This window comes from Pseudodesulfovibrio nedwellii (assembly GCF_027923765.1).
In the GTDB taxonomy this organism is placed as follows: Bacteria; Desulfobacterota; Desulfovibrionia; order Desulfovibrionales; family Desulfovibrionaceae; genus Pseudodesulfovibrio; species Pseudodesulfovibrio nedwellii.
Genome location: NZ_AP026709.1, coordinates 3,617,556 through 3,642,786 on the forward strand (window position 1 = coordinate 3,617,556; position 25,231 = coordinate 3,642,786).

Consider the following 25,231-nt stretch of genomic DNA (forward strand, 5'->3'; position numbering starts at 1 on the left):
GTAAGTTCTTTGTATACACCAAAGTGGTAGTGAACCTTATACTTTTTTAGGAGAGAGAAGCATGAGAGTCAAACTGAGTCTGATCGCTCTGTGCCTGGTCATGGTGGCCATGTTGGCAGCGTGTAGCGGTGAAGCTGAGAAAGCTGATGAAAAAGCTGATGTTGAAACTGGTGAAGTGGCTCCTGCTGCAAAGCTCGTTCTCGGTGTTGCTGGCGCCCATTCCGGTGATTTGGCCTCCTATGGCCTGCCCACTGTTAATGCAGCCAAGCTTGTTGCAGCCAAGATAAATGCAGCCGGTGGCGTCAATGGCGCTATGGTTGAAGTTGTTGCACAGGATGATCAGTGCAAGCCTGAATTGGCTACCAACGCAGCCACGAAGATGTTGTCCGACGACGTGAAGATCGTGCTCGGTCACATTTGTTCCGGCGCGACCAAGGCCGCTATGCCCATCTATCTTGATGGCAAGATCGTGGTTATGTCTCCTTCCGCAACCAATCCGCCGTTGACCCAGTCTGGCGAATATCCGAACTTTTTCCGTACCATCGCTCCTGATGACGCGCAGGCTGCCCTCGAAGTTGAATTCGCTAAAAGCCTCGGTCTCAAAAATATTGCCATCATTCACGACAAAGGTGATTATGGTAAGGGTTTTGCCTCTTTCTGCAAGCAGTTCATCGAAGCTGATGCTGACATTCAGGTCGCTTTGTTTGAAGGCGTAACCCCCGGTGCTGTCGACTATTCCGCCGTTGTTCAGAAGATCAAGGGCTCCGGCGCTGATGGTGTCATTTTCGGTGGTTACCATCCCGAAGCTTCCAAGGTCGTTACCGGCATGCGTAAGAAGGGCCTTGAAGTTCCTTTCCTGTCTGACGATGGTGTGAAGGACGATACTTTCATCAAGGTCGCTGGCAAATACGCTGAAGGCGTGTATGCTACCGGTCCCATGGATTTCTCTTCCAATCCGCTCTATCAAGAAGCTATTGCCGCTCATAAGGCAGAATTCGGTGCCGATCCCGGCCCGTTCTTCCCGGAAGCATACTCCGCCGCTTTGGCTTTGCTCAAGGCTGTTGAGAATGCAGGTAGCACCAATTACGACAAGGTTATCGAAGCCCTTCATACCAAGAAGGTCGATACACCGGTTGGTAATATCAAGTTCGATGCCAGGGGCGATGCCGAAGGCGTTGGTTTTGCCATCTACCAGGTGCAAGACGGCAAGTACGTTGAAATTAAGTAGTAGCTGATAGCAAAACACATTAAACCAGGGGACGGGCACAAGCTTGTCCCCTGGGTTTATTTAATGAACAGGATTTCACGTAATGGAATATTTTCTTGAGCTGTTTTTGGGTGGACTGACCCGGGGCAGCATTTATGCTCTTATCGCTCTGGGCTACACCATGGTCTACGGCATTATCGAGCTTATCAACTTCGCTCATGGCGAGATTTACATGATCGGTGCGTTTACCGGGTTGATCGTCGCTGGATTATTGACGATGCTCGGTTTTCCCGGCATTGCCATCCTGGCTATTGCGGTGGTCTGCGCGGTCGTTTGGGCTGCGGCATATGGGTACACCATTGAAAAGGTCGCCTATAAGCCGTTGCGCGGTGCGCCTCGTCTTTCCCCGCTGATCTCTGCCATCGGTATGTCAATTTTCTTACAGAACTACGTTATGCTTGCCCAGACATCGGACTTTCTTCCGTTCCCTGAACTCATTCCCGAGTTCGGGTTCATGAAGTCCATGGGTTCCATCATGAGTTCTTCCGAACTGGTCATCATCCTTGCCACGGTATCTTCGTGTGTGGGACTGACGCTGTTCATCAAATTCACCAAGTTGGGCAAGGCCATGCGCGCCACGGCCCAAAATCGGAAAATGGCCATGCTCGTCGGCATCAATGTCGATATGGTTATTTCCGCGACCTTTATCATTGGGTCCAGTCTGGCTGCGGTTGGCGGTGTACTCATTGCCTCCCATATCGGTCAGATTAACTACTACATCGGCTTTATCGCGGGTATCAAGGCGTTTACCGCCGCAGTGCTCGGCGGCATCGGGTCCATTCCCGGCGCCATGCTTGGAGCCCTTGTACTTGGCCTGACCGAAGCCTTCGCAACCGGGTATGTCTCTTCAGACTACGAGGATGTGTTTGCGTTCTGTCTGTTGGTGCTGATCCTGATTTTCAGGCCATCAGGCATCATGGGCAAGGAAAAGACCCAGAAGGTCTAACTATTGATTCTCAAGCAGCATGATGTCGTACATCATGCGAGGAATATACTGTGAGTAACGCAAGTAATACCATGGCCCAGCAGAGCTTCATCAGCTTCTTCTTGTCCGCCGGGTGCGATAATTTCGCTCAGGCTTTGAAGAGGTCGTTCGTCGCTGCTCTCTGGTTCGCCTTTCTGACATTCCCGATCATGGTTATCAGGGTCGACACCATTGAGAAAACGGTGGCATGGCACTGGGATCGTATGGCGTATATTGCCTTGGTTGTCTTTTTTGGTTCCTTTGTCTGGCGTTGGTTATTGGCCCGTAAGGAACTCAAGAAAGATGAGAGCAAAGAGGAATCCCGTATGGAATCCCTGCTCACCAAGGTGCAGTCCAATATTGTATTAAAATTAATAGCCCTCGGCGCTATCGCTTTGGTCGCTGCCGCATTTCCGCAGGTCTTCAATCTGTATCAGACCAATATTATGGTTTCCTGTCTCGTGTATATTGTACTCGGTTTGGGACTCAATATTGTTGTCGGTCTAGCCGGTTTGCTTGATCTTGGATACGTGGCCTTCTACGCAGTAGGCGCGTATGCCTATGCCTTGTGCAACATGCACTGGGGTATCGGTTTTTGGTTCATGCTGCCTATAGGCGCAATACTTGGCGCACTCCTTGGCGTCATTCTCGGTTTCCCCGTCCTGCGTTTGCGTGGTGATTATCTGGCTATCGTCACTCTTGGTTTTGGTGAGATTATTCGGCTGGTGCTGGAAAACTGGGGTGATGTCACCATGGGACCTTCCGGTATCTCCGGCATTGATCGTCCGGCACTGTTCGGCATGAAAATCGGTGTTATCGCTTCGACTCAATATATGTATTATATCATGCTCGGTTTGTTGGTCTTTACCATTTTCTGTGTCAACAGATTGCAGAATTCGCGTATCGGCAGAGCGTGGCTCGCATTGCGAGAAGATGAAATCGCGTGTCAGGCAATGGGCATCGACAAGATGAAGACCAAGCTCATGGCTTTTGCTCTGGGTGCCACTTGGGCCGGCATGGCCGGTGTGGTTTTTGCGGCCAAGACAAGCTTTATTAACCCGGCGTCATTCACTTTCTGGGAGTCGGCCATTATCCTGTCTATCGTTGTTATCGGTGGCATGGGGTCCATTCGTGGTGTTGTCGCCGGTGCCATTATTCTGATTTTGCTGCCGGAGTATCTCCGAGATTTCGCCGAATTCAGAATGCTCCTGTTCGGAGCAATCATGGTTTTGGTCATGGTGTTCAGGCCGCAGGGATTGATCAGTGCAAAGCGCAAAATCTATAAATACACAGCTTCCAAAACTGCGAGTGCAGGCAATGAATAATCCAGTCTTGAACGTCAAAACGGTGTGTAAGGACTTCGGGGGCATTCGTGCTTTGGACGAAGTCGATCTCGTCGTGAACGATAAGGAAATCGTGGCTCTGATCGGCCCGAACGGCGCAGGGAAGACTACGTTCTTCAACTGCATTACCGGTATCTATACCCCAACTTCTGGCGATGTGATCATTGACCCGGATGCGTCTGGTCATCATGTGCGGATCAACGGTAAGAAGCCGAACATTGTTACTGAATATGGCATGGCTCGTACCTTCCAGAATATCCGGCTGTTTCATTCCATGACCGCTTTGGAAAATGTTATGATCGGCACTCATTGCCGTACCAAGGCGTCGATCTGGGGTGCTGTCTCCCGTAACAAGGCCGCCCGGGAAGAAGAGCAGGCCGTTATTGAAAAGGCATACCACCTGTTGGAACTGGTTGGTCTGAGCGAATTTGCCGATGAACTGTCATCTAACATGCCGTACGGTAAACAACGCAGGCTTGAAATTGCCCGTGCATTGGCCACGGACCCATTTCTGCTCTTGCTGGATGAGCCGGCTGCGGGTATGAACCCGCAAGAAACGTTGGATTTGGAACAGCTCATCATGGATATTCGTGAGCAGTTCAACATCTCTATTATGCTTATTGAGCACGACATGAAAATGGTTATGTCCATGTCCGATCGCATTTACGTCCTTGATTACGGACGCATGATCGCAACGGGCACGCCGCAGGAAATCGCCGAGAATCCGACGGTCATCAAAGCTTACCTCGGGGAGGATCACGATGACTAAGATGCTCGAATTGAAAAATGTTAATAGTTTTTATGGAAATATTCAGGCTTTATATGATGTGAACCTGCATATCAATCAAGGGGAGATTATTACCTTGATCGGGGCCAACGGTGCAGGCAAGTCAACCACGCTCATGACCGTGTGTGGTGTAGTGCAGGCCCGTGAAGGCAAGGTGTTGTATGAAGGAGATGATATCTCTCGTGAAGCACCGAACAAGATTGTGGCTCAGGGAATTTGTCAAGTGCCGGAAGGGCGTTTGATCTTCCCGGAACTGACGGTTCAGGAAAATCTCGACATGGGCGCGTTCATGCGGAATGACAAGAACGCGATTAAACGGGATATGGATTATTGTTATGATTTGTTTCCCATTTTGGCAGAACGACGACGACAGCAGGGTGGAACCCTGTCAGGTGGGGAGCAACAGATGCTTGCCATCGGGCGTGCTCTTATGGCAAAGCCTCGTCTCCTGCTTCTGGATGAACCATCGATGGGGCTAGCGCCCTTGGTCGTCCGGCAGATCTTCGAAATTATCAAGAAGGTCAATGCGGAAAATAATACCACCATCTTTTTGGTGGAGCAGAACGCCAACCTCGCGCTCAAGATAGGGCACCGAGGGTACGTCATGGAAAATGGGCGAGTCGTTCTCACAGACACCTGCGACAAGCTCCTTGCGGATGAGCAGGTGAAAAAGGCCTACTTAGGCTTATAACGAAAAGACAAGGCCGGACGGGAACGTCCGGCCTTAAATTTAGATACATCCAACCATCGCTCTGGAGGTACATATATGAGCAAGATTCTCGACAAGGCACTGACCTTTGATGACGTTCTCCTGGTACCGGGCTATTCCAACATCCTGCCCGACGCCGTCGACGTGTCAACCTACCTGACCCCCGAGATCAAACTGAACATCCCGCTTCTTTCTGCTGCCATGGACACGGTCACCGAGTCCCGCATGGCCATTTCCATGGCCCGGCACGGCGGCGCGGGTGTCATTCACAAGAACATGTCCGTCCGTGAGCAGGCTCGTGAAATCGATCGAGTCAAGAAGTCCGAGTCCGGCATGATCTCTGATCCCATCACTGTTCATCCTGATGATGATCTGGGCAAGGTCAAGGCTATTATGGCCGAATACCGTATTTCCGGTTTACCAGTGGTTAAAGGCGACCATCTGGTAGGTATTATAACCAACCGTGACATCCGGTTTGTCAAAGATGACAATCCGTTGGTGTCAGAACTCATGACCTCACGCGATCTCGTTACCGTGCCTGAAGGCATCGACAACGAAGAAGCCAAGCGCAAGTTGCATCAGCATCGCATTGAGAAATTGCTGGTGGTGGACAAAGACAATCGTCTCAAGGGTCTTATCACCATCAAGGACATCAATAAGCACAAGAAGTACCCTGATGCAGTCAAGGATTCCAGAGGGCGCCTGCTCGTTGGTGCGGCTATAGGCATCGGTAATGACTGCCTGAGTCGTTCTGAAGCTCTACTTCATGCTGGAGCCGATTTCTTGGTGCTTGATTCCGCGCACGGGCATTCAGAAAACATTCTTAAGTCTACACGGGAACTTCGTGCGGCTTATCCTCAGGTGCAGCTTATTGGTGGTAACATCGCCACTTATGAAGGAGCCAAGTCTCTTATCGAAGCTGGCGTTGACACTGTTAAGGTCGGTATTGGCCCCGGTTCTATTTGCACCACCCGTGTTGTAGCCGGTGTCGGCGTTCCGCAGATTACGGCGATCATGGAAGCCACTCGTGCAGCTCGTGAAGCCGATAAGTGCATCATCGCTGACGGTGGTATCAAGTTCTCCGGTGACGTGGTCAAGGCCTTAGCCTGCGGTGCCAACTCCTGCATGATGGGTTCGGTGCTCGCTGGTACTGACGAATCTCCGGGTGAGACCATTTTGTACCAAGGTCGTACCTACAAACAGTATCGCGGCATGGGTTCCATCGACGCCATGAAGAAGGGCAGCTCCGATCGCTACTTCCAGGAGAAATCCAAGAAGCTCGTGCCTGAAGGCATTGTTGGTCGTGTGGCCTTTCGTGGTAAGGTGGGCGAATCTTTGTATCAGTTCATCGGCGGCCTGCGGTCGGGTATGGGCTACACGGGTTCTGCTACTCTTGACGATCTGTACGAAAAGTCTCAGATGGTCCAGATTTCCCCGGCAGGTCTCAGAGAATCTCATGTGCATGATGTGACCATTACCAAGGAATCCCCGAACTACAGGGGTGACGGCTAAACTGTTTTTGTGGCAGGATTGAACCCATCCTGCCACTTCAAACTTTTTGGGGCGTGTTCGCGCAAGTGGTGCGCACGGGAGAATACGCCTTGTGAAGTCCGGGAGAAATCATAGGAATGGAAGGACGAATCCATCCGTGCCGTTCCGCCGTTTTCTCCCGGGCAGTCGCAATTCGGCCCTACAGGGCGTGACCCTCGATATTTTGTTCCGCTTACCCTGCCCTGCCATGTCAGGATAAAGCGGCAGAGTCTCCTCTTCCATTGTCATTTTTCAAAGCGTACAACCGCGTTATTGAGATTGAGGGCAAAATCGGAGGGAAGGCATCTTCTACTTTTCATTTTTGGCATAGTGAATTAGAGAGACATACATGCACGAAAACAGAGTACTCATCCTTGATTTTGGCAGCCAGTTCACCCAGCTCATTGCGCGGCGCGTCCGCGAGGCCGGGGTGTACTCCGAGATTCATCCCTGTAATGTTGATCCTGAACGGGTCAAGGCATTCAAACCGTCCGCACTTATCCTGTCGGGTGGCCCTTCCAGTGTACTGGAAGGTGGATGTCCTGATTTGAACATGGAATACATGGAGATGGGCATCCCGGTGCTTGGCATTTGCTACGGCATGCAGCTGTTGTCCCATAACTTGGGCGGTAGAGTCGTTGCTTCCACGGACCGTGAATACGGCCGGGCACAATTTACCGCACTGAACGATTGTGTTCTCTTCGACGGTGTTGAAGAGAAGGAAGACCTGACGGTCTGGATGTCCCACGGTGACCGCGTTGAGGCTATTCCAGAGGGCTTTGTGCCCATGGGTAAGACCGATTCCATCGAGTTCGCTGCAATGGGCAACGTGGAAAAGAAAATTTACGCTTTGCAGTTCCACCCAGAAGTGGCTCATACCACCGACGGCGGAACTATTATTCAGAACTTCCTGTTCAAGGTTGCTGGTCTGGAAGCATCCTGGTCCATGGCCGGGTTTGTTGAGACCGCCATCGAAGATTTGAAGAAGCAGGTCGGTGACGATAAGGTCGTTCTTGGTCTGTCTGGCGGTATTGATTCAACTGTGGCCGCAGTTATGCTGCACAGGGCTATCGGCAAGAATTTGCACTGCATTTTTGTGGATAATGGTCTGCTTCGTATGGGTGAAAAGGAAGAAGTCATTGCTTTTCTGGCCGAGCATTTCGACCTGAACGTCAAGCTGGTGGACGCAGCAGACGAATTCTTGTCCGACTTGGTGGGCGTGGAAGATCCCGAGAAGAAGCGCAAGCTCATCGGCTACAAGTTTATCGAAGTTTTTGATCGCGAAGCCAAGGCCATTGATGGCGTGAAATTCTTGGGACAGGGCACTCTGTATCCAGATGTTATCGAATCCGAGTCCTTCAAAGGTCCTTCGGCGGTCATCAAGTCCCACCATAACGTGGGCGGCCTGCCGGAAAAGATGAATTTGAAACTGGTAGAACCACTTCGGGAGTTGTTCAAGGACGAAGTTCGTCGCGCCGCGTATGAACTTGGTCTGCCTGAACACATCATCTGGCGTCAGCCGTTCCCCGGTCCGGGCCTGTCCATTCGTATTATTGGCGAAGTGACCGAAGAGCGTTTGGAAATCCTGCGTTTGGCTGATCGGATCGTGCAGAATGAAATGGTCGCGTCCGATTGGTACCGCAAAGTTTGGCAGGGATTTGCCGTGTTGCTTCCCCTGAAAACCGTTGGTGTCATGGGCGATGACCGTACATATGAGAATGTTATTGCTTTGCGCATCGTAGATTCTCTTGATGCCATGACTGCTGATTGGTCCAGACTGCCGTCCGAAGTTTTGGCGCGCATGTCCAACCGGATTATCAATGAGGTCAAAGGTGTTAATCGTGTGGTTCTGGACATTTCGTCCAAGCCGCCGTCCACTATTGAATGGGAATAATTGCGATTGAATCATGAAATAGCCACAGTCTTGTGGCTATTTCATGTTGACAATATTTGAAGAATTGATGTTGATTCCATAAGTTCGAGGACGGCAGCGTGTGTCTGCCGGGACAATCCGAGGCCGTTATTGTGTTTCGGCCAAGCGATAATCGGGATGCTCCGTTTCGCGTAAGAGTTCAGAATCAAGGAAAGATACATGTTTGGAATAGGCGGACCTGAATTACTGATTATCTGCTTGGTGGCACTTGTTGTCATCGGCCCTAAAAAATTGCCTGAAATGCTCCGTTCTCTGGGCAAGGGCGTGGCCGAATTCAAACGCGTTGGCAATGACGTCAAGTCCACGCTGGATGATGAGGTCAACAAGGCTGAAGCTGAATCGCGTAAGCGTGAAGTGGACGAAGAGTTGGCTCGTCGTAAGGCTGAAAAGGCCAAGCTGGAAGCTGAAACCGCCAAAGCTGAAGCCGAGACCGCCAAGGCCGAGTTGGAAAAAGCTCAGGTTGAAGCCTCTACCTCTGAATCATCCGAAAAAACAAAGGCTTAGATTCACATGAGTTCCGAGAAAGACGATGTGAAAGCCCCTGGTAACGGGGAATCTGAGGCCGAGTCTCTGACTGATTCCAACGATGACCCTTCTCTCGAAGAGGACGACACTGCCGTTGTTACCGATGAAGAATTGGAACAGGCAGGGAAAAAGTTGGATGAAGCTGCGAGTGATAGCGGTGATGCTGAAACATCCTCGGATGAGGATGGGGCGGAATCCGAAGAATCGGATGCCGATGAGGACGAATCCGACGAATTAAGCGACGAAGAGACAGAGGAAGAACCTGGACAGATGTCCTTGTTGGACCATCTGGGTGAATTGCGTGTTCGTTTGACCCGTGCTTTTATCGCTATCGCCATTGGTATGGTAGCCTGTTATAGTTTTGCCGAGCAGATGTTCGACATTCTCATGAAGCCGATGATCAAGGTCTTTCAGGATCAGGCGGCTGCCAACCCAATACTGACGCCGGAATTTTATCAGGACTTTGGTCGAGCCCTGACTCAAGTACTTGCTGACAAGGGTTTTGCTCATTCGGATCAGATGCAGTTGTTTATGGATTCTTTGCAGCAGGCATTGATGCAGGTAACCCAGCAAGGACATTTCCAGTACACTTATCCTGCTGAAGCCTTTTTTTCTCATATTAAAATTTCTATTGTTGCCGGTTTGTTTTTGGTCAGTCCGTATGTTTTTGCCCAGATATGGGGTTTTATTGCTCCGGGCTTATACTCGAACGAACGCAAGTGGATGATTCCCATGGCCGTCATCTCGGCCCTTTTCTTCACTTCTGGTGCATTGTTTGGGTATTTTGTTGTCTTCCCGTTTGGTTTTGAATTCTTTGCTGGGTTCTCTACCGAGGGAATTCAGTTTACTCCCAAGCTGAATGAATATTTAAGTTTCTGTCTGAAACTTCTTTTTGCGTTTGGTTTTGTGTTTGAATTACCACTCTTTATTTTCTTCCTAGCCCGTATGGGGATGGTCTCTTCGGCAGGACTGCGTAAAAAACGTAAGTATGCCATTTTGATAGGGTTTGTTTTGGCTGCTGTTCTTACGCCGCCTGATCCGTTCACCCAGTGCCTTATGGCTGGTCCGTTGATTATCCTGTATGAGGTTGGCATCTGGGTGGCGTATTTCTTCGGTAAGAAGGAAAAACGGCATCTCAAGAAGCAGGCCGAAGCCGAAGCTGCTGTTCAAGCAGAGTTGGATGAGGTCGCAGCCGAAGCCGATCAGGAAGCCGAAAAAGTATAGCGAAACATGATCGGGCAGGGGAGACCCTGCCCGGTTTATTTTTCTAGAGTTTTCCTATACAGTCCGGGCTGACGCAGAGTATATCATTGCATAAGGAGTAATGGTCATGGGCAAACGCCAGGCCACGGTGGCTCGCACCACCAAGGAAACGGACATCACGCTGACATTGACCCTGGACGGTGAGGGAACAGTGAATGTGGATACCGGCATAGGTTTTGCCGACCACATGCTGACCCTGTGCGCGTTCTGGGCAAAGTTTGATCTGGACCTGACATGCAAAGGCGATCTTGAGATCGACAGCCATCACAGCCTTGAGGATATCGGGTTGTGTTTGGGTCAGGCTTTCGCCGAAGCATTGGGTGATAAAAAGGGTATCAATCGTGTAGCTTCGGCAAAGGTTCCCATGGATGAAGCCTTAGCTGAGGTGGTCATTGACCTCTCAGGTCGGCCGTACATCGTGTATGATGATGCGCTTTTGCCCGACATTATTGCCGGAGACGAAAAAGACGTCTGGCGTGAATTTCTCAAATCCTTTGCATTCAAGGCAGGCATGAACCTGCATGTTAAATACGAATATGGCCAGAATGGTCACCATCTTCTGGAAGCTGCTTTCAAGGCCATGGGGATTGCCCTGGCTCAAGGAGTAGCAGTCGGTCGTACCGGCATTTCCAGCACTAAAGGGAGTCTCGACTGATGAAACGCATCGCACTATCTTTCGGATTGGTCGTTGTCTGTCTGAGCCTGCTGGTTTTGGCTGGTTGTGGCACTAAGCGGACGGCCGCAGTGCCTCGTCCTGAAGGAAAATTGGCAGTGGCTGGTTTTACCAACCCTGTTTACAACTGGGAACTTCTGGCCGGATACCTTGATGAAGAGGGGCACCCTGCACCTGATGGTACTCTGGAAACGTTGAATATGGTGCTTGCTGATACATTGAATAAGCACCAGGTTTTTGATTATATTACTCCTGCCGCTGTGAAACAGTGCGAGGATGTGGTGGTTTTTGAAGATTCCGGTTTGCCCAAGTTGTCGGCATGGAAATACTGGCTTGGCGTTGGCAAGTGCATTCAGGCGGATTTCCTGCTTGTGCCTCAGTTGACTACATGGGTTGAACGTGATGGTAGTTCCGCAGGCGTGAAACGTCCTGCCACTGTGGCCATCGATTTTTATCTGATCGATATCCAACAGGAACGTATGATTCGTTCCCGGTACGAAGAGACTCAGGAAGCACTTTTGGATAACCTGTTTACAGCAGGGAAATTCGCTGACCGTGGTGGTAAGTGGGTGACCGCAACCCGACTTGCTTCGGATGGCATAGAAGAAAAACTCATGGAACTTGGATTATGATTCTTTTTCCCGCCGTTGATATAAAGAATGGTGAGTGTGTTCGTCTTGCACAGGGCAAGGAGGATCAGGTTACTGTCTTTGGTACTGATCCTGTCGCACAGGCTCGCTACTGGGCTGAAATCGGTGCTCGGTTTTTACATGTTGTTGATCTCGACGGCGCTTTTTCCGGGGTGCCCAAGAATTTTGAGCTGATCAAATCGATCTGTTCGGCCATTGATATTCCCGTGCAGCTTGGTGGCGGTATCCGTGATATTGCGACTGCCAAAAAGTATATTGAGGCTGGTGTACACAGGTTGATAATCGGCACCATGGCCCTTGAAGACCCCGTTCTTTTCTCTGATCTGTGCAAGGCTTTGCCCGGACGTATCGGCGTATCTCTGGACGCCGTGGGTGGAGAACTCAAGACTAAGGGCTGGGTTGAGGACACAGGGCTGACCATTGATGACGTTCTGCCTCGACTTGAAGCTGATGGTATTCGTTTCATCGTCTACACAGATATTTCTCGTGACGGTATGCAGACAGGCGTCAATCTTGAAGGATTGGCTTCTCTGTGTTCCAAAACATCTATACCTGTCATTGCGGCCGGTGGTGTTCATACGCTGGACGACATCAAGAATCTCTACCCTCTGTGCAGGAAAGGCCTTGAGGGTGCTATTTCAGGTCGAGCCATTTATGTAGGCACTTTGGATGTCAAAGAGGCTCACGCATGGATTGACGGGCAGTAGAAGAGAGGGGATGCCGCTATGCGGCGATGTCGGGTGATTTTGTCTCCGACGGCTTAAGGCCGAAGGCCTTAAGCATCTTATGTCGCCTTCGGCGAGGTCTTTTGTTGAAAATATAAAAAGAAACCTCTGGATTAATTCCAGAGGTTTCTTTTTATGAATAACTTTTCGCCGGAGGCGACAGAGGGATTCCAAAGGGGGCTTGCCCCTTTGGCCGTCAGAGACGAAATCACCTGTCAATTCCGCCAACGGCGGCGCCTTTATCCTTCCGAATTTTTGTCCACAGTATACATGTAGACATCCTGCTGCGGGTAAGGAATAGAAATGCCTTCCTGATCGAAGACAAGTTTTACTTTTTCTGTGATGGCGAAGTACACACCCCAGTAATCTTCTGTTTTGCACCAAGGTCGTACAATAAAGTTGACCGAGGAATCTGCCAACTCGGAAACTTCGACCTGTGGGGCAGGGGTGGTAAGAATGCGTGGTTCGTCTGCCAGAATTTGTTTCAAAATCTTTTTCGCTTTGAGCAGGTCGTCGTTGTAGCCGATGCCCATAACCAAGTCGACACGGCGAGTCGGGTTGGCTGTGACATTGGTGATGGTTCCACCGAGTACGGCGGAGTTGGGCACGGTGATGACCTTGTTGTCAGGGGTGGTCAAGACCGTATTGAAGATATTGATTGTCGTGACAGTACCGGATTCACCACCAGCCGTAACGTAATCACCTTTTTTGAAGAAATTCATCATGATCAGGATGACGCCGGCAGCAAAGTTGGACAGGGAGTCCTTGAGAGCGAGACCGACGGCCAAACCTGCGGCACCGAGAACAGCGAGGAAGGACGTTACGTTTATTCCAGCCTGTCCGAGTGCAGCAATAACCACGGCTGCGAGCAGGGCATAGTAGATGATGTTGCGCATGAATGAGCCAAGCGTCTCATCCATTTTTGCTTTGAGCATAACTTTGCGGGTCATGTCTGCAATATAGCGTGCGATCATCCGACCTACGATAAAAAGTATTAGGGCAACAATGAGTTTTACACCATACGTGGTGACATAATACATCGCAGTATCAAAAAGAACTTGGGGGTCGAATCTTTCCATGTTTCCTCCAGAGAAAAAAAGTCATTATGATTTGGTAGTCATTATCATAAAGCCAAACGGTTAGGAACTCCCTACTGGGTAAATGGGAAACTTTTTATTCGCCCCATTTCCCTTTTTCATTCACTCGAATGTATTTTTGGAACGTGTAATAGTATCCGGCAAGCGCATTGCAGAATCCAGCAGCGCCGTCCAGAAAACCGAGCTTTAGAAAATAGAGTTTTATAAAGCGGACTGTGGCGTGAAGTAGTGCATTGAGCATGCCGCCGCGTTTACCTTTTTCACGAAGGGAAATCGCTCCTTCCTCAGCATAGTAGTTAATCTTTTCCATATGTTGCTGGAAGGAGTCATAGGGGTAATGCAGGATGTCACCAGATAGCTTTATGGTCTCTCCGCGAGGCTTGAAGTGATAGTGCGCACCTGAGGCCGAGACTTCCATTTGACCTGTGCGAAATACACGGAAAAGGTAATCTGGATACCACCCTGAATGTTTCATGAACCGATTGAAATAGAAGGAGCTTCGTGAAGTATAGTAACCAGAAACGTGCTCCTTTTTGGAGAGTTTTTTGATGATATTGTCGTGCAATTCGTCTGTCAGAAATTCGTCCTGATCCAATGAGACAACCCAGGTGGTAGTGATTTCCGACAAGGCGAGTTTGAATTGAGCAACGGGTCCGGGCCAAGGATTGACGATAACCCGAGCGCCACATGCTTCCGCTATTTCTCGGGTGCGATCAGATGAGTCTGAATCTACAACGAGTAATTCATCGCAAAAATCAAGCGATTTGAGACATTTCTCAAGCAGCCGTTCACCATTATATGTCAGGACCAATCCGGTCACAGTTTCACGCATTGCATCTCCCTTGATTGCTCGCGAATCTTACGCATTTATTCCGAACGGGTCCAATGAAACCTCGTATCTTATTGTGTCATTCATTCTGTTGCCAAAAATAAAAAAAGCCCCTCTTCGACGAAGAGGGGCCTTTTTTTCGTTTGAGTATTAGAGATCGGTGCGGTGATCCGGGGCTGCGGGATTGATTTCGTCGGGCAGCGGTGCATCGCAGTCCTTACAGGGCAGGACGAGGTTCAGAATAACGCCGACAATACCGGCCAGACCGATGCCGCCGAGTTTGACGATGACGAGGTCAAAACTCATTCCGCCGATACCGAACACGAGAATCATGGCCACGATGGCGAGATTACGTGGAAGCATCAGGTCGGTTCTGGCACGAACAAGCGTGTTGATGCCGATGACGGTGATGGCACCGAAGAGCAGGATCATGATGCCGCCCATAACAGGGACGGGGATGGTGCCAAGGAATGCGCCGAGCTTGCCGACAAAGGCCAGCAGGATAGCGGTAATGGCGGCCCAAGTCATGATGGCCGGGTTGAAGGCATGGGTCAGTGCAACTGCGCCGGAAACTTCGGAGTAAGTGGTGTTCGGAGGTCCGCCCAGACATGCAGCCAGGGAAGTGGCAACACCATCGCCGAGCAAGGTGTTTTGGATGCCGGGATCCTTGACGTAATCTTTGCCGGAGATGCCACCTATAGCGAGAACATCACCAAAGTGTTCGATGGCCGGTGCAATGGCGACCGGGATGATGAACAGGATGGCTTCGAGATTCCAGGTGGGAAATGTGAAGTTCGGGATTGCCAGAACCGGAGCGTCTGCTATTTTTTGGAAACTGACCAGTGCGGGTGCGGTCCAGTTCTGGAGAGTGCCAGGATCGAAAGCGGCCTGTTGAGCTGCTGAGAAGCCGGTTGCGTCCAGAATCAGGGATGTGACGTACCCGACTGTGATACCGAGCAGGATCGGGATGAGCTTGATCCAACCTTTACCAAGCAGGGAAGCCAGGATTGTAGTCAGAAGGGCTGCACCGGCAATGATTATTGCGGTGATATTAGGTACCAGCCAGGCTCCACCATCACCTGAACGTCCCATAGCCATGTGTACGGCAACCGGGGCAAGGATCAGGCCGATAACCATGATGACCGGGCCAGTGACGATCGGGGGCAGAACACGGCGAAGCATTTCGGAACCGTAAATACGGATCAGGAAGCTGAGTATGACGTAGAGCAGGCCCGCGCCGATTAATCCACACATGGTGGCGGGGATGCCCCAAGTCTGCACGCCATAGATGATGGGGGCGATGAAGGCAAAGGATGATGCCAGAAAAACAGGCACCTTGCCTTTGGTGATGACTTGGAAAACCAGGGTGCCTGCGCCAGCGGTAAATAAGGCTACGTTGGCGTCAAGACCGGTCAACAGTGGTACCAGTACCAGTGCGCCGAACGCGACAAAAAGCATTTGCGCGCCGAGCAACGCGTCTTTGGGTCTGAAATTATACTCGGTGGAATGAATGTTACTCATAATGTGCCAACTCCTCCTCTCGGGCGTTATCGTGAGAGTCCTTTACAGTACAGACTTCACGGAGCGCCATTAATGGTTGCCCCCCTAAAAACTCCAAAAAAAGACACGCTGTGAAGCGTGTCTTCATACCTACTTGGTACCGAATATCTTGTCTCCCGCGTCTCCAAGACCGGGGATAATGTATCCGATGTCGTTGAGTCGCTCATCAAGAGCGGCTGTGTAAATATCCACTTCGGGATGGTCCTTGAGAATGCGATCAACGCCTTCAGGCGCGGCACACAGGAACAGGCCTCGGATAGATTTACAGCCAGCGTCTTTGAGCAGACGGATGGTTGCCTCCAGAGTACCGCCAGTGGCCAACATGGGATCAAGGATGAGCGCGGTGCGTTCTTCGATCTTGTTGGCGAGCTTGACGTAGTACTGGACAGGCTCAAGGGTCTCTTCGTCGCGATAAAAACCGACAACGGATGCTTTAGCGCCGGGAATCATATCAAACACGCCGTCCATCATACCTAAACCTGCGCGCAGGATAGGCACGACAGTGACCATTTTGCCCTTGATGCAGTCGACTTCGACGTCACCGGCCCATCCCTTGATGGTTTTCTTTTCGGTTGCGAAGTCTTTTGTGGCTTCGTACGTCAGAAGACGGGTGATCTCGTTTGACAGCGTGCGAAAATGGCTGGTGGAAATGTCATAAGAACGAAGCAGGCCGACTTTGTGTCGGATAAGCGGGTGATCTACCAGATGTAAGGCCACAGGCTCTCCTTGTGTGCTGGTGTTTTATAAAATATAGTAATGAAAGTTGCGATTGCGCAAAATTTCCCCTTTCTAAGCTGATGAACGGCGTGGGTCAAGACCCAATTTGGGCTACGTTTAATGTATAAAATCAATTTGAATTTTACTTTCCAATGATTCCCGGTATATCGTCCATTTCATGGTTGAAGAGAAAAAAATGAACATATGGAAGAGGAACGTGGACTTCTCGGACAGAGGAGTGCGTCTGGATAAATTCTGGGGGCGCGAGCTGGCTGACGAAGGAGTCTCACGCGGACGGGTCAAATCCTGGATTGAATCCGGCATGGCTATCGTCGATGGGCAGAGTGTAACCAAAGGTAAACAAAAGCTTTTAGGTGGAGAGCAGGTCTCCATTGGGGCTGAAGACATACTGATGGGGGAGAATGCCCCTGAACCGGTCGCCGGTGATCTGTCGGTATTGTTTGAAGACGAGCACATGCTCGTGGTGGAAAAACGCGCCGGGGTCACAACTCATCCCGCGCCAGCGGAAAAGGGACCGACTCTGGTTAATTATCTGCTGCATCAGTGGCCGGATATTGCGGCCGATGTGTCAGGCATGGACGAACAACGTCCTGGCATCGTGCATCGACTGGATAAGGATACGTCAGGTATCATGGCGGTTGCTCGTACTGAAGCTGCCCGGTTGAAACTGGCATCTGATTTTGCCGAGCGCAAAGTACACAAGGTATATCTTGCCATTGTTCACGGTTGTCCATCCCAACCTTATGGCACTATTGATGCGCCTATGGGACGCCATCCAAGTCAGAAAACACGCATGGCCGTTGTCGACAAGGGTGGACGTGATGCTCGAAGTGAATATCGAGTTCTTTGGACTGGTCCTCGCGGGTTGGCTTCGCTGGTGGCCGTGCGTATTCATACAGGACGAACCCATCAGATTCGTGTGCATATGGCGCATCTTGGTCATCCGCTTTTGGGTGATTCGGTCTATGGCTCACGGGAAAATGTTGATTGGTCACGTCGGCCTGATTCGTTGGCCACGTTGGCTCCGCGTCAAATGCTCCATGCTTTTTATCTTTCAGTCACGCACCCTGTGACAGGTGAGAAGATTACTCGATGGCAGGCACCCCCCACAGATTTCCAGACTTTGCTGTCCGGTTTGACACGTGAGTGTCTGCGAGTAGGGATTGTTGGTATGCCTGGTTGTGGTAAATCCACAATGCTTGGGGCTTTGCGTGGTTTGGAGCTGCCCTGTTTTAGTGCTGATGATAGTGTTGCTGTCCTTTACGGACCGGATGGTGATGGCGCATCCATGATTCGGCAAAGGTTTGGTGGTCAATATTCGCTTGAAGACGGGAGCGTGGACAAAACTGCCTTGTTTCAAGCCATGCAGACTTCAGAGACCATGCGCCGAGAGGTCATGGACCTGATTCATCCCATGGTGCGTCATGAGTGCGAAGAGTTCTTTAAAGAGCATCGTGACGAAGTGGCTGCATTTGCCGAAGTACCGCTGCTGTTGGAGTCGGGATGGCACAAGGGTGGCCGTGTGGATATGGTGGCCGGAGTCTCGTGTCCTGAAGAAAAGCGGACAGGCGAGTTGCGTGAAAAACGTGGGCTCGATGTTGAAACTCTGGCTGTGTTCGATTCGTGGCAATGGTCGGAGAAAGACAAGCTTGCGGCATGCGATCTGGTGCTGAGCAATGCTGGCGGCGTGGAAGATTTGCAGATTGAGGCTGGCAGGTTGCGAGATTTTGCCTGCGACAAGGCTGAGCGTCGTAACCGAGAATTCGAGGACTGGATGGAAGGGTTGTGGCCCAATTTGGCCGATGAGTTTTCGGCTGAGGGGGCTGATGCATGATCCCCATTCGTGACAATGTGCCGAGGCTTACCACCCCCTACGGGGTGGGCCTCATCATTGTCATCAATGTGGTAGTTTTTCTGTACACCCTGACGGTGGGGACGCGTGAGCTCGCTTATCTGTACCATTTGTTCGGAGTTGTACCAGCCCGGTTCTTTTCACCGGACTGGGCTGCATGGGCTGGGTATCCAGACAGTTTGGGGTGGCCGCTTTTTTCCTATATGTTTTTGCATGGCGGCTGGCTGCATATTATTATGAATATGTGGATGCTTTGGCTGTTTGGAGACAATATTGAAGATGTCACGGGCCATGGCCGGTTCGTGCTGTTCTATTTGTTGTGTGGTCTTGCGGCAGTGAGTTTGCACATGGTGTTTGAGTCGGATTCGACAATTCCCATTGTGGGCGCATCCGGGGCTGTGGCTGGTGTCATGGGGGCCTATGTCTTTTTGTACCCTCATGGTCGAGTTACTGTTTTGGTGCCCATCATTATTATTCCACTTTTTTTTCAGGTGCCGTCATTTCTTTTTCTTGGCATCTGGTTTCTCTCTCAGGTGGCATCTGGCATTACGTCTGCCGCGCAGCAGGCCGCGCATGGCGTGGCCTGGTGGGCTCATGTCGGCGGTTTTATTGCCGGCGCGATTCTTATTCGCTGGTTCAAGCGTCCGGGAAGTTGCAAGTATTGTTATAACCCGGACACCAAGGATTACGATCCGGAATCATTGGATCACGACCTTTGAACGTCGTTGTATTAACGCTTTTGGGGCTATTGGCTCGGGATCATGAATGATGTCACCTTGCGAACACCCTCAACTCCTTTGGCAATTTTGATGGCCAGTTGAGCTTCTTTTTTGTTTCGAATCATGCCGAGCAAAACAACTTCTCCGTTCATGGTTTCCTGTTCGATCTGTGTGGCTGAGAGGTCTCCTTCAGCGATCAGTGCCGCACGTACGCTGGCAGCGATTTCCAGATCGTTCGTAGTCGTGTCGGATTCTTTGACGAAGTACTTGGTTACTTTTTTTACACCATCCGTGGCCTTGGCAGTTTTGTATGCAAAAGACTGAAATGCAGTATCATTGATAGCTCCTACGAGATAGACGTGTTTCAAGAAACAGTAGGCATGAATTTGGAGAGCCTTTTTGCCGTCTTTGTCGGCCATGGCTTTTTTGATGGAAAGAGAAATTTCTTTGTCTGCGGTTTGGTCGCCGACACTGCGTTCATCACGTGCACTGCCGTATATAGCTCCCCATGGAGTCCAGGCTATGGTAGATATGGCGAGGCAAACGATAAGCAGGGTAGAGAGTATCAATTTGGGGTTTTTCATGATTCCTCCTAAAACGACTGTGGAAAACTTTGTGGAAAACTTGTATGAAGATTCCACTTATACACTTGACACAGAGTGAGAGCATATTAACTTAGAAAAGCATCGACGAAAATATTTTTTTTGTTTTCAGGAAAGGAACACGATTCGAATGGAATATAGAGATTATTACAAACTCCTCGGAGTTTCTCGCTCATCGTCCAAGGATGAAATTAGTAAGGCCTTTAAAAAATTGGCTCGCAAGTATCATCCTGACCTTAATCCGAACAACCCGGAAGCGGAAGCTAAGTTTAAGGAGATCAACGAAGCCTACGAAGTTCTCAAAGATGCGAAGAAGCGCAAACTGTATGATCAGTTCGGCTCCAACTGGGAGCATGGGCAGAATTTTCAGCCGCCGCCCGGATACGAGAATATGCAGTATGGTGGTGGCGGTGGATTTGGCGGCGGGGCCGGATTCTCAGATTTTTTCGAGACCATTTTTGGTGGTGGTGGCGGCCCGGGTGGCGCAAGTTTTCGCGGAGGTTTTCAGCAAGGCGGTGGCTATCAACAGCGTCCACGACGCGGTTCCGATTCCGAGGCATCCTATGAGATGACGTTGGAAGAGGCTTTTCGCGGTGGCAAGAAGTCCATCACTGTGCAGGAGCAGGTCACCGGTCCGGAAGGCTTCCCGCATATGAACACCAAGACTCTTGAGATCAACGTGCCGCCGGGTATCAAAGATGGGCAGAAGATCCGTCTGGCCGGACAGGGCAACCCCGGTATGGGCGGTGGGCCCAAGGGAGATCTGTATCTCAAGATCAGGCTTATGTCTCATCACATGTTCAAGGTGTCTGATGCAGACGTTATTCTCGATCTGCCTCTGGCGCCTTGGGAAGCCGCACTGGGTGCAAACCTGCGTATCCCTACTCTTGACGGTGCAGTGGAAATGAAAATTCCGCCAGGCATTGGTTCCGGCAAGAAATTGCGAATCAAGGGCAAAGGATTGGGAGCCGGTGCAAAGAAAGGTGATCAGTTCGTGCGTATTATGATTCAGGTCCCCGAGCGACTCTCCAACGAAGAACGTGAGTTATTGGAGAAGCTGCAAGAAGTGTCCGATTTCACACCGAGAAATTTCTGAGGAAATTGAACTATGACCACACGAAAGCTTCAGGAAATGTTGTTGCAACTGCCCGGTTTGAATTTGCCGGAACGCAGTGAGTATGTGGCTTGGGCGCAGCTTGTGCAGTTGACCAGTATTCAACCTGCTCAGGTTTCAGAACTAGTTGACCTTGGTTGGATCAGTCCCAAGAAGACGAACGCGGAGGAGTATTTGTTCCGACTGCGTGATGTCTATCGCATTCATAAGCTCATGCGGCTGGTCAATGATCTGGATATGTCGTTTAACTCCGGCTCCATAATTGTGGACTTGCTGGAGCGGGTGGAAGAATTAGAAAAAGAAGTCATAGAGTTGAAGAGGCTTGTATAACGGAGCTTTTTCACCTCTAAGGAGGTAAAATATGGATCCGAATACTTTTACGAAAAAAACACAGGACGCTGTTTCCGAGGCTCAGAATCTGGCCATTCGAAGCGGACATCAGCAAATCGATTGCGAGCATCTCATGCACGCTCTTGTTACGCAGGAGCAGGGGTTGGTTCCCCAAATCCTGCGTAAACTCGGAGTGGCCCCTGATGCCTACCTTGGCGCCATTGACGCCGAAATAGCTAAAATGCCCCGTGTGACCGGTTCCGGCGCACGCCCCGACCAGATCGTTGTCACCCCGCGTATGCAGAAAGCATTGGTGGCGGCTGACGACATGCGCAAACGTATGAAGGACGAGTTTGTTTCCGTGGAACACGTATTCGTTGTTCTTATGGACGAATCAACTTCTTCTGGCGTGGGCCGTGTGAATAAGCAATTCGGTTTGGACAAGAATAAGGTCCTTGGTGCGCTTGAGGAAGTGCGTGGTAAACAGCGCGTTACGTCCGACAATCCCGAAGCCACATACGATTCGCTCAAGAAGTACGGACGTGACCTTGTTGAAGAGGCCCGGTCCGGCAAACTCGATCCGGTCATTGGTCGGGATAGCGAGATTCGTCGAGTTATCCGTATCCTTTCCCGTCGCACCAAGAATAACCCGGTGCTCATCGGTGAGGCCGGTGTCGGAAAGACCGCCATTGCCGAGGGATTGGCCCAGCGTATCGTCAAGGGCGATGTGCCCGAGGGGCTCAAGGACAAGACCGTCTTTTCGCTGGACATGGGGTCGCTCATTGCCGGTGCAAAGTATCGCGGTGAGTTCGAGGAACGGCTCAAGGCCGTGCTTAAGGAAGTGCAGGAATCCGCTGGACAGATCCTTATGTTCATTGATGAATTGCACACCATTGTGGGCGCGGGCAAGACTGATGGTGCCATGGACGCGGGGAATATCCTGAAGCCCATGCTGGCTCGTGGAGAACTCCATTGTATTGGTGCGACCACCATTGACGAGTATCGTAAGTACATTGAGAAGGACCCGGCTCTTGAACGCCGTTTCCAGACTGTGCTTGTGGAAGAGCCGAACGTGGAAGACACCATCTCCATCCTGCGCGGACTGCGCGAGCGATTTGAAGTGCACCATGGTGTGCGCATTGCAGATGGGGCGATAGTGGAAGCTGCCGTGTTGTCCAATCGTTATATAATGGACCGTCAATTGCCGGATAAGGCTATTGACCTTATTGATGAGGCCGCAGCGTTGATCCGTACAGAGATTGACTCCCAGCCTTATGAGTTGGACAAGGCCAATCGTCAGGTCATGCAGCTCGAAATCGAGCGTGAAGCATTGAAACGGGAGTCGGACAAGGCTTCTCGTGAACGATTGGTGGAATTGGAAAAGAAGTTGGCTGAGATCAAAGAAAATCAATCGGTTCTTTTGGCCCAATGGGAAAATGAGAAAGGGAGCATCGAACGCCTGCGTTCCTTGAAAGAAGATATAGAAATAACGCGTCGTGAAGTTGACGAAGCCAAGCGTGTGCTTGACTACAACCGTGCCGCTGAATTGGAATATGGTCGGCTGGCAACATTGGAAAAAGATCTTAACGCGCGAAACGAGGCCTTGGAATCCGGGGACACGCCGCGCATGGTCAGGGAAGAAGTCGGCCCGGATGATGTGGCTCAAGTCATAGCCCGATGGACCGGTATTCCGGTGTCCCGCCTGATGGAAGGAGAACGTGAGAAGCTGCTCAAGCTCGGCGATATGCTGCATGAGCGGGTTATTGGTCAGGACGACGCTGTTCAAGCAGTGGCTGATGCTGTTCTGCGTGCTCGTGCAGGTCTCAAGGACCCGAGTAAACCAATCGGTTCGTTTATTTTCCTCGGTCCCACGGGTGTTGGTAAGACAGAACTGTGCAAGACGCTTGCGTCCGCCCTGTTCGATTCCGAGGACAATATGGTTCGTATCGACATGTCCGAATATATGGAAAAGCACACCGTGGCCCGACTCATCGGTGCGCCTCCGGGTTATATCGGGTATGACGAAGGTGGTCAGTTGACTGAGGCTGTCAGGCGCAAGCCATACTCGGTCATTTTGTTTGACGAAATCGAAAAGGCGCACCATGACGTGTTCAATGTGCTCCTTCAGATTCTCGATGACGGACGACTGACTGATTCTCATGGTCGGACCGTGGATTTCAAGAATACTATCGTCATTATGACGAGTAATCTTGGTGCAGAGTATATGCTGGATGGCATTGATCAGACCGGCGAGTTCCGGGAAGGCGTGGAAGCGCAGGTCATGGACGTTCTGCGTCATCATTTCCGACCTGAGTTTCTCAATCGTGTGGATGAGACCGTGTTGTTTCGACCACTTACGCCGATCCAGCTTGCAGGTATTATTGATCTGCTGGTGGCAGGATTGCGTTCCCGGTTAGAAGATCGAAAGATCGAGTTGGTGCTTACGGAAAAGGCCAAGGCGTTTATCGCTGAATCTGCGTATGAACCGAGCTTTGGTGCGCGTCCCCTTCATCGTTACCTGCAGGCACATTTGGAAACACCACTTGCAAAGCTGCTTATCAGCGGAGAATTGGCGGATGGCGCCTCTGTGACTGTGGACGAAAAAGATGGTAGACTGATGTTCGTATAAATATAGAGTACAACGAAAGTATAAGGTCGGCACCCGAGATGGGTGTCGGTCTTTTTTTATGATAAACGATACAAAGCGTTTCTTGACTAATGTAGTCGACTTCTGAAAGGTTGCACTCTCAACTTTTTGGAATCAAGGATTGTATGCCAAATTTGATTTTGCTTTCATTACTGGCGGCCTTTCCGCCGCTTGCCATTGATATGTATCTGCCGGCCATGCCAACTTTGCAGGTTGTGTGGAGTGTGCCTTTCGGAGTCATCAACTTGTCGTTGGTTGTTTTCATTGTGATTTTCAGTGCGTGTCTGTTGATTCACGGGCCGTTGTCAGATCGATTTGGACGGCGTCCTGTCCTTATTTCAGGTATTCTTCTTTTTATTCTTGGCAGTCTTTTGTGTGCAGCGTCCGACTCCATTGCATTTTTGCTCTTTTCCCGAGCCATTCAAGGAGCTGGAGCGGCCGCTGCGGCATCCCTCTCTTTGGCATTGTCCAAGGATTTGTACGATGGTGTGGAACGACAGAAAATTCTGGCTTATATCGGCGTTATCATGGCTTTTTGTCCCATGTTGGCCCCGACATTGGGCGGCATTATGTTGCGGTTTGGCTCTTGGCAATGGATTTTTATTGTTCAGTCGATCATGGCGCTTGTTGCACTGTATGGTGTCCTTCGATTGAAAGAGCCACTGACAGAATTCACGCATGGCGGTGTGCTTGCCGTGGCTGGGCGATATGTTGCGGTCTTCAAGAATGGGCGGTTCACAGTGCTGGCGTTAGCTTTCGCCATCATGGTTCTGCCTCATTTCGGTTTTATTGGTGGTTCAGCAGATATCTATATCAACGGCTTCGCTATGTCGGAACATATTTTTGGACTGTATTTCGGTGCCAATGCTGTAGGATTTATGCTCGGATCATTTGCTTGTACGCGATTGGGTGGTTCTTTGAAGCCTATGCATATCCTGTATTTTTCATTGTGTGCAATTTTTGGGGCCGGGATACTCATGCTCTTCTTGGGTGGGACTTCACCGCTGGCGGTTGCCATACCCATGTTTTGTATCACGTTTTCTGTGGGATTTTCTCGTCCTGTCAGCAATTCCATGATTCTGGATCAGGTGGATTCTGATGTGGGAGCAGCCTCTGGTGTGATGACCTTTGAGATGTTTTTCGTGGGAGCCATGTCCATGGAGTTTATCTCCCTTGATTGGCCCAACAAGCCTATGGTGCTTGGTTTGCTTGCTTTAACCGGTGCGGCCATTCCGTTGGGGACACTGTTTATTATGCGTGTTATTGGAAGACGTCGGACTTGAGTCTGATTCAAGACCATAGCTACCCTGCGTCATTTCATTACAATATCTTTGCGAAAAATCATGGTGTTGCACTATGCGCTGCCGTATATTG

At 50.5% G+C, this 25,231-nt stretch carries 23 protein-coding genes; 18 read left to right on the plus strand and 5 right to left on the minus strand.

Annotation, left to right across the window (positions count from 1 at the left end):
- Positions 1-61: 61 nt before the first annotated feature.
- The 12 genes from SYK_RS16880 to hisA all read left to right on the plus strand — a co-directional run bounded on the left by SYK_RS16880 (position 62) and on the right by hisA (position 12,351).
- A complete protein-coding gene (locus SYK_RS16880; protein WP_281761438.1) occupies positions 62-1,228 on the plus strand; it encodes a branched-chain amino acid ABC transporter substrate-binding protein in 1,167 nt (388 codons plus the stop codon).
- Positions 1,229-1,310: 82 nt separating this feature from the next.
- On the plus strand, positions 1,311-2,213 hold the full coding sequence (locus SYK_RS16885) for a branched-chain amino acid ABC transporter permease (RefSeq protein WP_281761439.1): 903 nt from the start codon (positions 1,311-1,313) through the stop codon (positions 2,211-2,213).
- 71 nt (positions 2,214-2,284) lie between these two features.
- Entirely contained in the window at positions 2,285-3,556 is a 1,272-nt protein-coding gene (locus SYK_RS16890; protein WP_281763289.1) for an ABC transporter permease subunit, read from the plus strand.
- Complete coding sequence (locus tag SYK_RS16895; protein ID WP_281761440.1) at positions 3,549-4,343, plus strand: ABC transporter ATP-binding protein; 795 nt, start codon at positions 3,549-3,551, stop codon at positions 4,341-4,343. Before SYK_RS16890 ends, SYK_RS16895 begins: the two co-directional genes overlap by 8 nt.
- A gap of 1 nt (position 4,344) precedes the next feature.
- Positions 4,345-5,052: an ABC transporter ATP-binding protein gene (locus SYK_RS16900; RefSeq protein WP_281763290.1), complete on the plus strand. Its 708-nt coding sequence runs from the start codon at positions 4,345-4,347 to the stop codon at positions 5,050-5,052.
- A gap of 75 nt (positions 5,053-5,127) precedes the next feature.
- Positions 5,128-6,582, plus strand: coding sequence for an IMP dehydrogenase (gene guaB, locus SYK_RS16905; protein WP_281761441.1), 1,455 nt, complete (start codon positions 5,128-5,130; stop codon positions 6,580-6,582).
- A 367-nt stretch (positions 6,583-6,949) separates the two neighbouring features.
- Complete coding sequence (gene guaA / locus SYK_RS16910; RefSeq protein WP_281761442.1) at positions 6,950-8,494, plus strand: glutamine-hydrolyzing GMP synthase; 1,545 nt, start codon at positions 6,950-6,952, stop codon at positions 8,492-8,494.
- 198 nt (positions 8,495-8,692) lie between these two features.
- Complete coding sequence (tatB, locus tag SYK_RS16915) at positions 8,693-9,037, plus strand: Sec-independent protein translocase protein TatB (protein WP_281761443.1); 345 nt, start codon at positions 8,693-8,695, stop codon at positions 9,035-9,037.
- 291 nt (positions 9,038-9,328) lie between these two features.
- Positions 9,329-10,282 (plus strand): twin-arginine translocase subunit TatC, encoded by a 954-nt coding sequence (tatC, locus tag SYK_RS16920; RefSeq protein WP_488663693.1) that lies wholly within the window; start codon positions 9,329-9,331, stop codon positions 10,280-10,282.
- Positions 10,283-10,388: 106 nt separating this feature from the next.
- Positions 10,389-10,976 (plus strand): imidazoleglycerol-phosphate dehydratase HisB, encoded by a 588-nt coding sequence (gene hisB / locus SYK_RS16925; RefSeq protein ID WP_281761445.1) that lies wholly within the window; start codon positions 10,389-10,391, stop codon positions 10,974-10,976.
- Positions 10,976-11,626 carry a hypothetical protein gene (locus SYK_RS16930; RefSeq protein ID WP_281761446.1) on the plus strand — a complete coding sequence of 217 codons (651 nt, stop codon included), beginning with the start codon at positions 10,976-10,978 and terminating at the stop codon, positions 11,624-11,626. Before hisB ends, SYK_RS16930 begins: the two co-directional genes overlap by 1 nt.
- On the plus strand, positions 11,623-12,351 hold the full coding sequence (hisA, locus tag SYK_RS16935; RefSeq protein ID WP_281761447.1) for a 1-(5-phosphoribosyl)-5-[(5-phosphoribosylamino)methylideneamino]imidazole-4-carboxamide isomerase: 729 nt from the start codon (positions 11,623-11,625) through the stop codon (positions 12,349-12,351). The genes SYK_RS16930 and hisA overlap by 4 nt, the downstream gene beginning before the upstream one ends.
- A 257-nt stretch (positions 12,352-12,608) precedes the next feature.
- On the opposite strand, the gene SYK_RS16940 is transcribed toward hisA, so the two are convergent.
- The 4 genes from SYK_RS16940 to upp form a co-directional block, all read right to left on the minus strand.
- Positions 12,609-13,448 (minus strand): mechanosensitive ion channel family protein, encoded by an 840-nt coding sequence (locus tag SYK_RS16940; RefSeq protein WP_281761448.1) that lies wholly within the window; start codon positions 13,446-13,448, stop codon positions 12,609-12,611.
- Positions 13,449-13,542: 94 nt separating this feature from the next.
- Positions 13,543-14,298 (minus strand): glycosyltransferase family 2 protein, encoded by a 756-nt coding sequence (locus SYK_RS16945; protein ID WP_281761449.1) that lies wholly within the window; start codon positions 14,296-14,298, stop codon positions 13,543-13,545.
- Positions 14,299-14,445: 147 nt separating this feature from the next.
- A complete protein-coding gene (locus tag SYK_RS16950) occupies positions 14,446-15,816 on the minus strand; it encodes a uracil-xanthine permease family protein (protein ID WP_281761450.1) in 1,371 nt (456 codons plus the stop codon).
- 129 nt (positions 15,817-15,945) lie between these two features.
- The gene (upp, locus tag SYK_RS16955) at positions 15,946-16,572 is read right to left on the minus strand and encodes a uracil phosphoribosyltransferase (protein ID WP_281761451.1); all 627 of its coding nucleotides are present in this window, start codon (positions 16,570-16,572) and stop codon (positions 15,946-15,948) included.
- A 196-nt stretch (positions 16,573-16,768) separates the two neighbouring features.
- On the opposite strand from upp, the gene SYK_RS16960 reads away from it, so the two are divergent.
- Both SYK_RS16960 and SYK_RS16965 read left to right on the plus strand, forming a co-directional pair.
- Positions 16,769-18,427 (plus strand): dephospho-CoA kinase, encoded by a 1,659-nt coding sequence (locus tag SYK_RS16960; protein WP_281761452.1) that lies wholly within the window; start codon positions 16,769-16,771, stop codon positions 18,425-18,427.
- Positions 18,424-19,164, plus strand: coding sequence for a rhomboid family intramembrane serine protease (locus SYK_RS16965; protein WP_281761453.1), 741 nt, complete (start codon positions 18,424-18,426; stop codon positions 19,162-19,164). Before SYK_RS16960 ends, SYK_RS16965 begins: the two co-directional genes overlap by 4 nt.
- Before the next feature lie 26 nt (positions 19,165-19,190).
- Here the strand turns inward: SYK_RS16965 and SYK_RS16970 are convergent, their stop codons facing one another.
- Positions 19,191-19,748 carry a BON domain-containing protein gene (locus SYK_RS16970; RefSeq protein WP_281761454.1) on the minus strand — a complete coding sequence of 186 codons (558 nt, stop codon included), beginning with the start codon at positions 19,746-19,748 and terminating at the stop codon, positions 19,191-19,193.
- A 148-nt stretch (positions 19,749-19,896) separates the two neighbouring features.
- Here SYK_RS16970 and SYK_RS16975 point away from each other — a divergent pair, with 148 nt between their 5' ends.
- From SYK_RS16975 to SYK_RS16990, 4 genes are all read left to right on the plus strand, one after another.
- Positions 19,897-20,862, plus strand: coding sequence for a DnaJ C-terminal domain-containing protein (locus SYK_RS16975; RefSeq protein ID WP_281761455.1), 966 nt, complete (start codon positions 19,897-19,899; stop codon positions 20,860-20,862).
- 12 nt (positions 20,863-20,874) lie between these two features.
- Entirely contained in the window at positions 20,875-21,210 is a 336-nt protein-coding gene (locus tag SYK_RS16980; protein WP_281761456.1) for a chaperone modulator CbpM, read from the plus strand.
- A gap of 31 nt (positions 21,211-21,241) precedes the next feature.
- Entirely contained in the window at positions 21,242-23,839 is a 2,598-nt protein-coding gene (gene clpB, locus SYK_RS16985; RefSeq protein ID WP_281761457.1) for an ATP-dependent chaperone ClpB, read from the plus strand.
- A 143-nt stretch (positions 23,840-23,982) separates the two neighbouring features.
- Positions 23,983-25,140, plus strand: a complete 1,158-nt coding sequence (locus tag SYK_RS16990) for a multidrug effflux MFS transporter (RefSeq protein WP_281761458.1) — start codon at positions 23,983-23,985, stop codon at positions 25,138-25,140.
- The last annotated feature ends 91 nt before the right edge of the window (positions 25,141-25,231 follow it).

What these genes read in the sequence shown, in the direction of transcription:
- SYK_RS16880 (WP_281761438.1), top strand. Translation starts at nt 62, where the DNA reads ATGAGAGTCAAACTGAGTCTGATCGCTCTGTGCCTGGTCATGGTGGCC.
- SYK_RS16885 (WP_281761439.1), top strand. Translation starts at nt 1,311, where the DNA reads ATGGAATATTTTCTTGAGCTGTTTTTGGGTGGACTGACCCGGGGCAGC.
- SYK_RS16890 (WP_281763289.1), top strand. Translation starts at nt 2,285, where the DNA reads ATGGCCCAGCAGAGCTTCATCAGCTTCTTCTTGTCCGCCGGGTGCGAT.
- SYK_RS16895 (WP_281761440.1), top strand. Translation starts at nt 3,549, where the DNA reads ATGAATAATCCAGTCTTGAACGTCAAAACGGTGTGTAAGGACTTCGGG.
- SYK_RS16900 (WP_281763290.1), top strand. Translation starts at nt 4,345, where the DNA reads ATGCTCGAATTGAAAAATGTTAATAGTTTTTATGGAAATATTCAGGCT.
- guaB (WP_281761441.1), top strand. Translation starts at nt 5,128, where the DNA reads ATGAGCAAGATTCTCGACAAGGCACTGACCTTTGATGACGTTCTCCTG.
- guaA (WP_281761442.1), top strand. Translation starts at nt 6,950, where the DNA reads ATGCACGAAAACAGAGTACTCATCCTTGATTTTGGCAGCCAGTTCACC.
- tatB (WP_281761443.1), top strand. Translation starts at nt 8,693, where the DNA reads ATGTTTGGAATAGGCGGACCTGAATTACTGATTATCTGCTTGGTGGCA.
- tatC (WP_488663693.1), top strand. Translation starts at nt 9,329, where the DNA reads ATGTCCTTGTTGGACCATCTGGGTGAATTGCGTGTTCGTTTGACCCGT.
- hisB (WP_281761445.1), top strand. Translation starts at nt 10,389, where the DNA reads ATGGGCAAACGCCAGGCCACGGTGGCTCGCACCACCAAGGAAACGGAC.
- SYK_RS16930 (WP_281761446.1), top strand. Translation starts at nt 10,976, where the DNA reads ATGAAACGCATCGCACTATCTTTCGGATTGGTCGTTGTCTGTCTGAGC.
- hisA (WP_281761447.1), top strand. Translation starts at nt 11,623, where the DNA reads ATGATTCTTTTTCCCGCCGTTGATATAAAGAATGGTGAGTGTGTTCGT.
- SYK_RS16940 (WP_281761448.1), bottom strand. Translation starts at nt 13,448, where the DNA reads ATGGAAAGATTCGACCCCCAAGTTCTTTTTGATACTGCGATGTATTAT.
- SYK_RS16945 (WP_281761449.1), bottom strand. Translation starts at nt 14,298, where the DNA reads ATGCGTGAAACTGTGACCGGATTGGTCCTGACATATAATGGTGAACGG.
- SYK_RS16950 (WP_281761450.1), bottom strand. Translation starts at nt 15,816, where the DNA reads ATGAGTAACATTCATTCCACCGAGTATAATTTCAGACCCAAAGACGCG.
- SYK_RS16960 (WP_281761452.1), top strand. Translation starts at nt 16,769, where the DNA reads ATGAACATATGGAAGAGGAACGTGGACTTCTCGGACAGAGGAGTGCGT.
- SYK_RS16965 (WP_281761453.1), top strand. Translation starts at nt 18,424, where the DNA reads ATGATCCCCATTCGTGACAATGTGCCGAGGCTTACCACCCCCTACGGG.
- SYK_RS16970 (WP_281761454.1), bottom strand. Translation starts at nt 19,748, where the DNA reads ATGAAAAACCCCAAATTGATACTCTCTACCCTGCTTATCGTTTGCCTC.
- SYK_RS16975 (WP_281761455.1), top strand. Translation starts at nt 19,897, where the DNA reads ATGGAATATAGAGATTATTACAAACTCCTCGGAGTTTCTCGCTCATCG.
- SYK_RS16980 (WP_281761456.1), top strand. Translation starts at nt 20,875, where the DNA reads ATGACCACACGAAAGCTTCAGGAAATGTTGTTGCAACTGCCCGGTTTG.
- clpB (WP_281761457.1), top strand. Translation starts at nt 21,242, where the DNA reads ATGGATCCGAATACTTTTACGAAAAAAACACAGGACGCTGTTTCCGAG.
- SYK_RS16990 (WP_281761458.1), top strand. Translation starts at nt 23,983, where the DNA reads ATGCCAAATTTGATTTTGCTTTCATTACTGGCGGCCTTTCCGCCGCTT.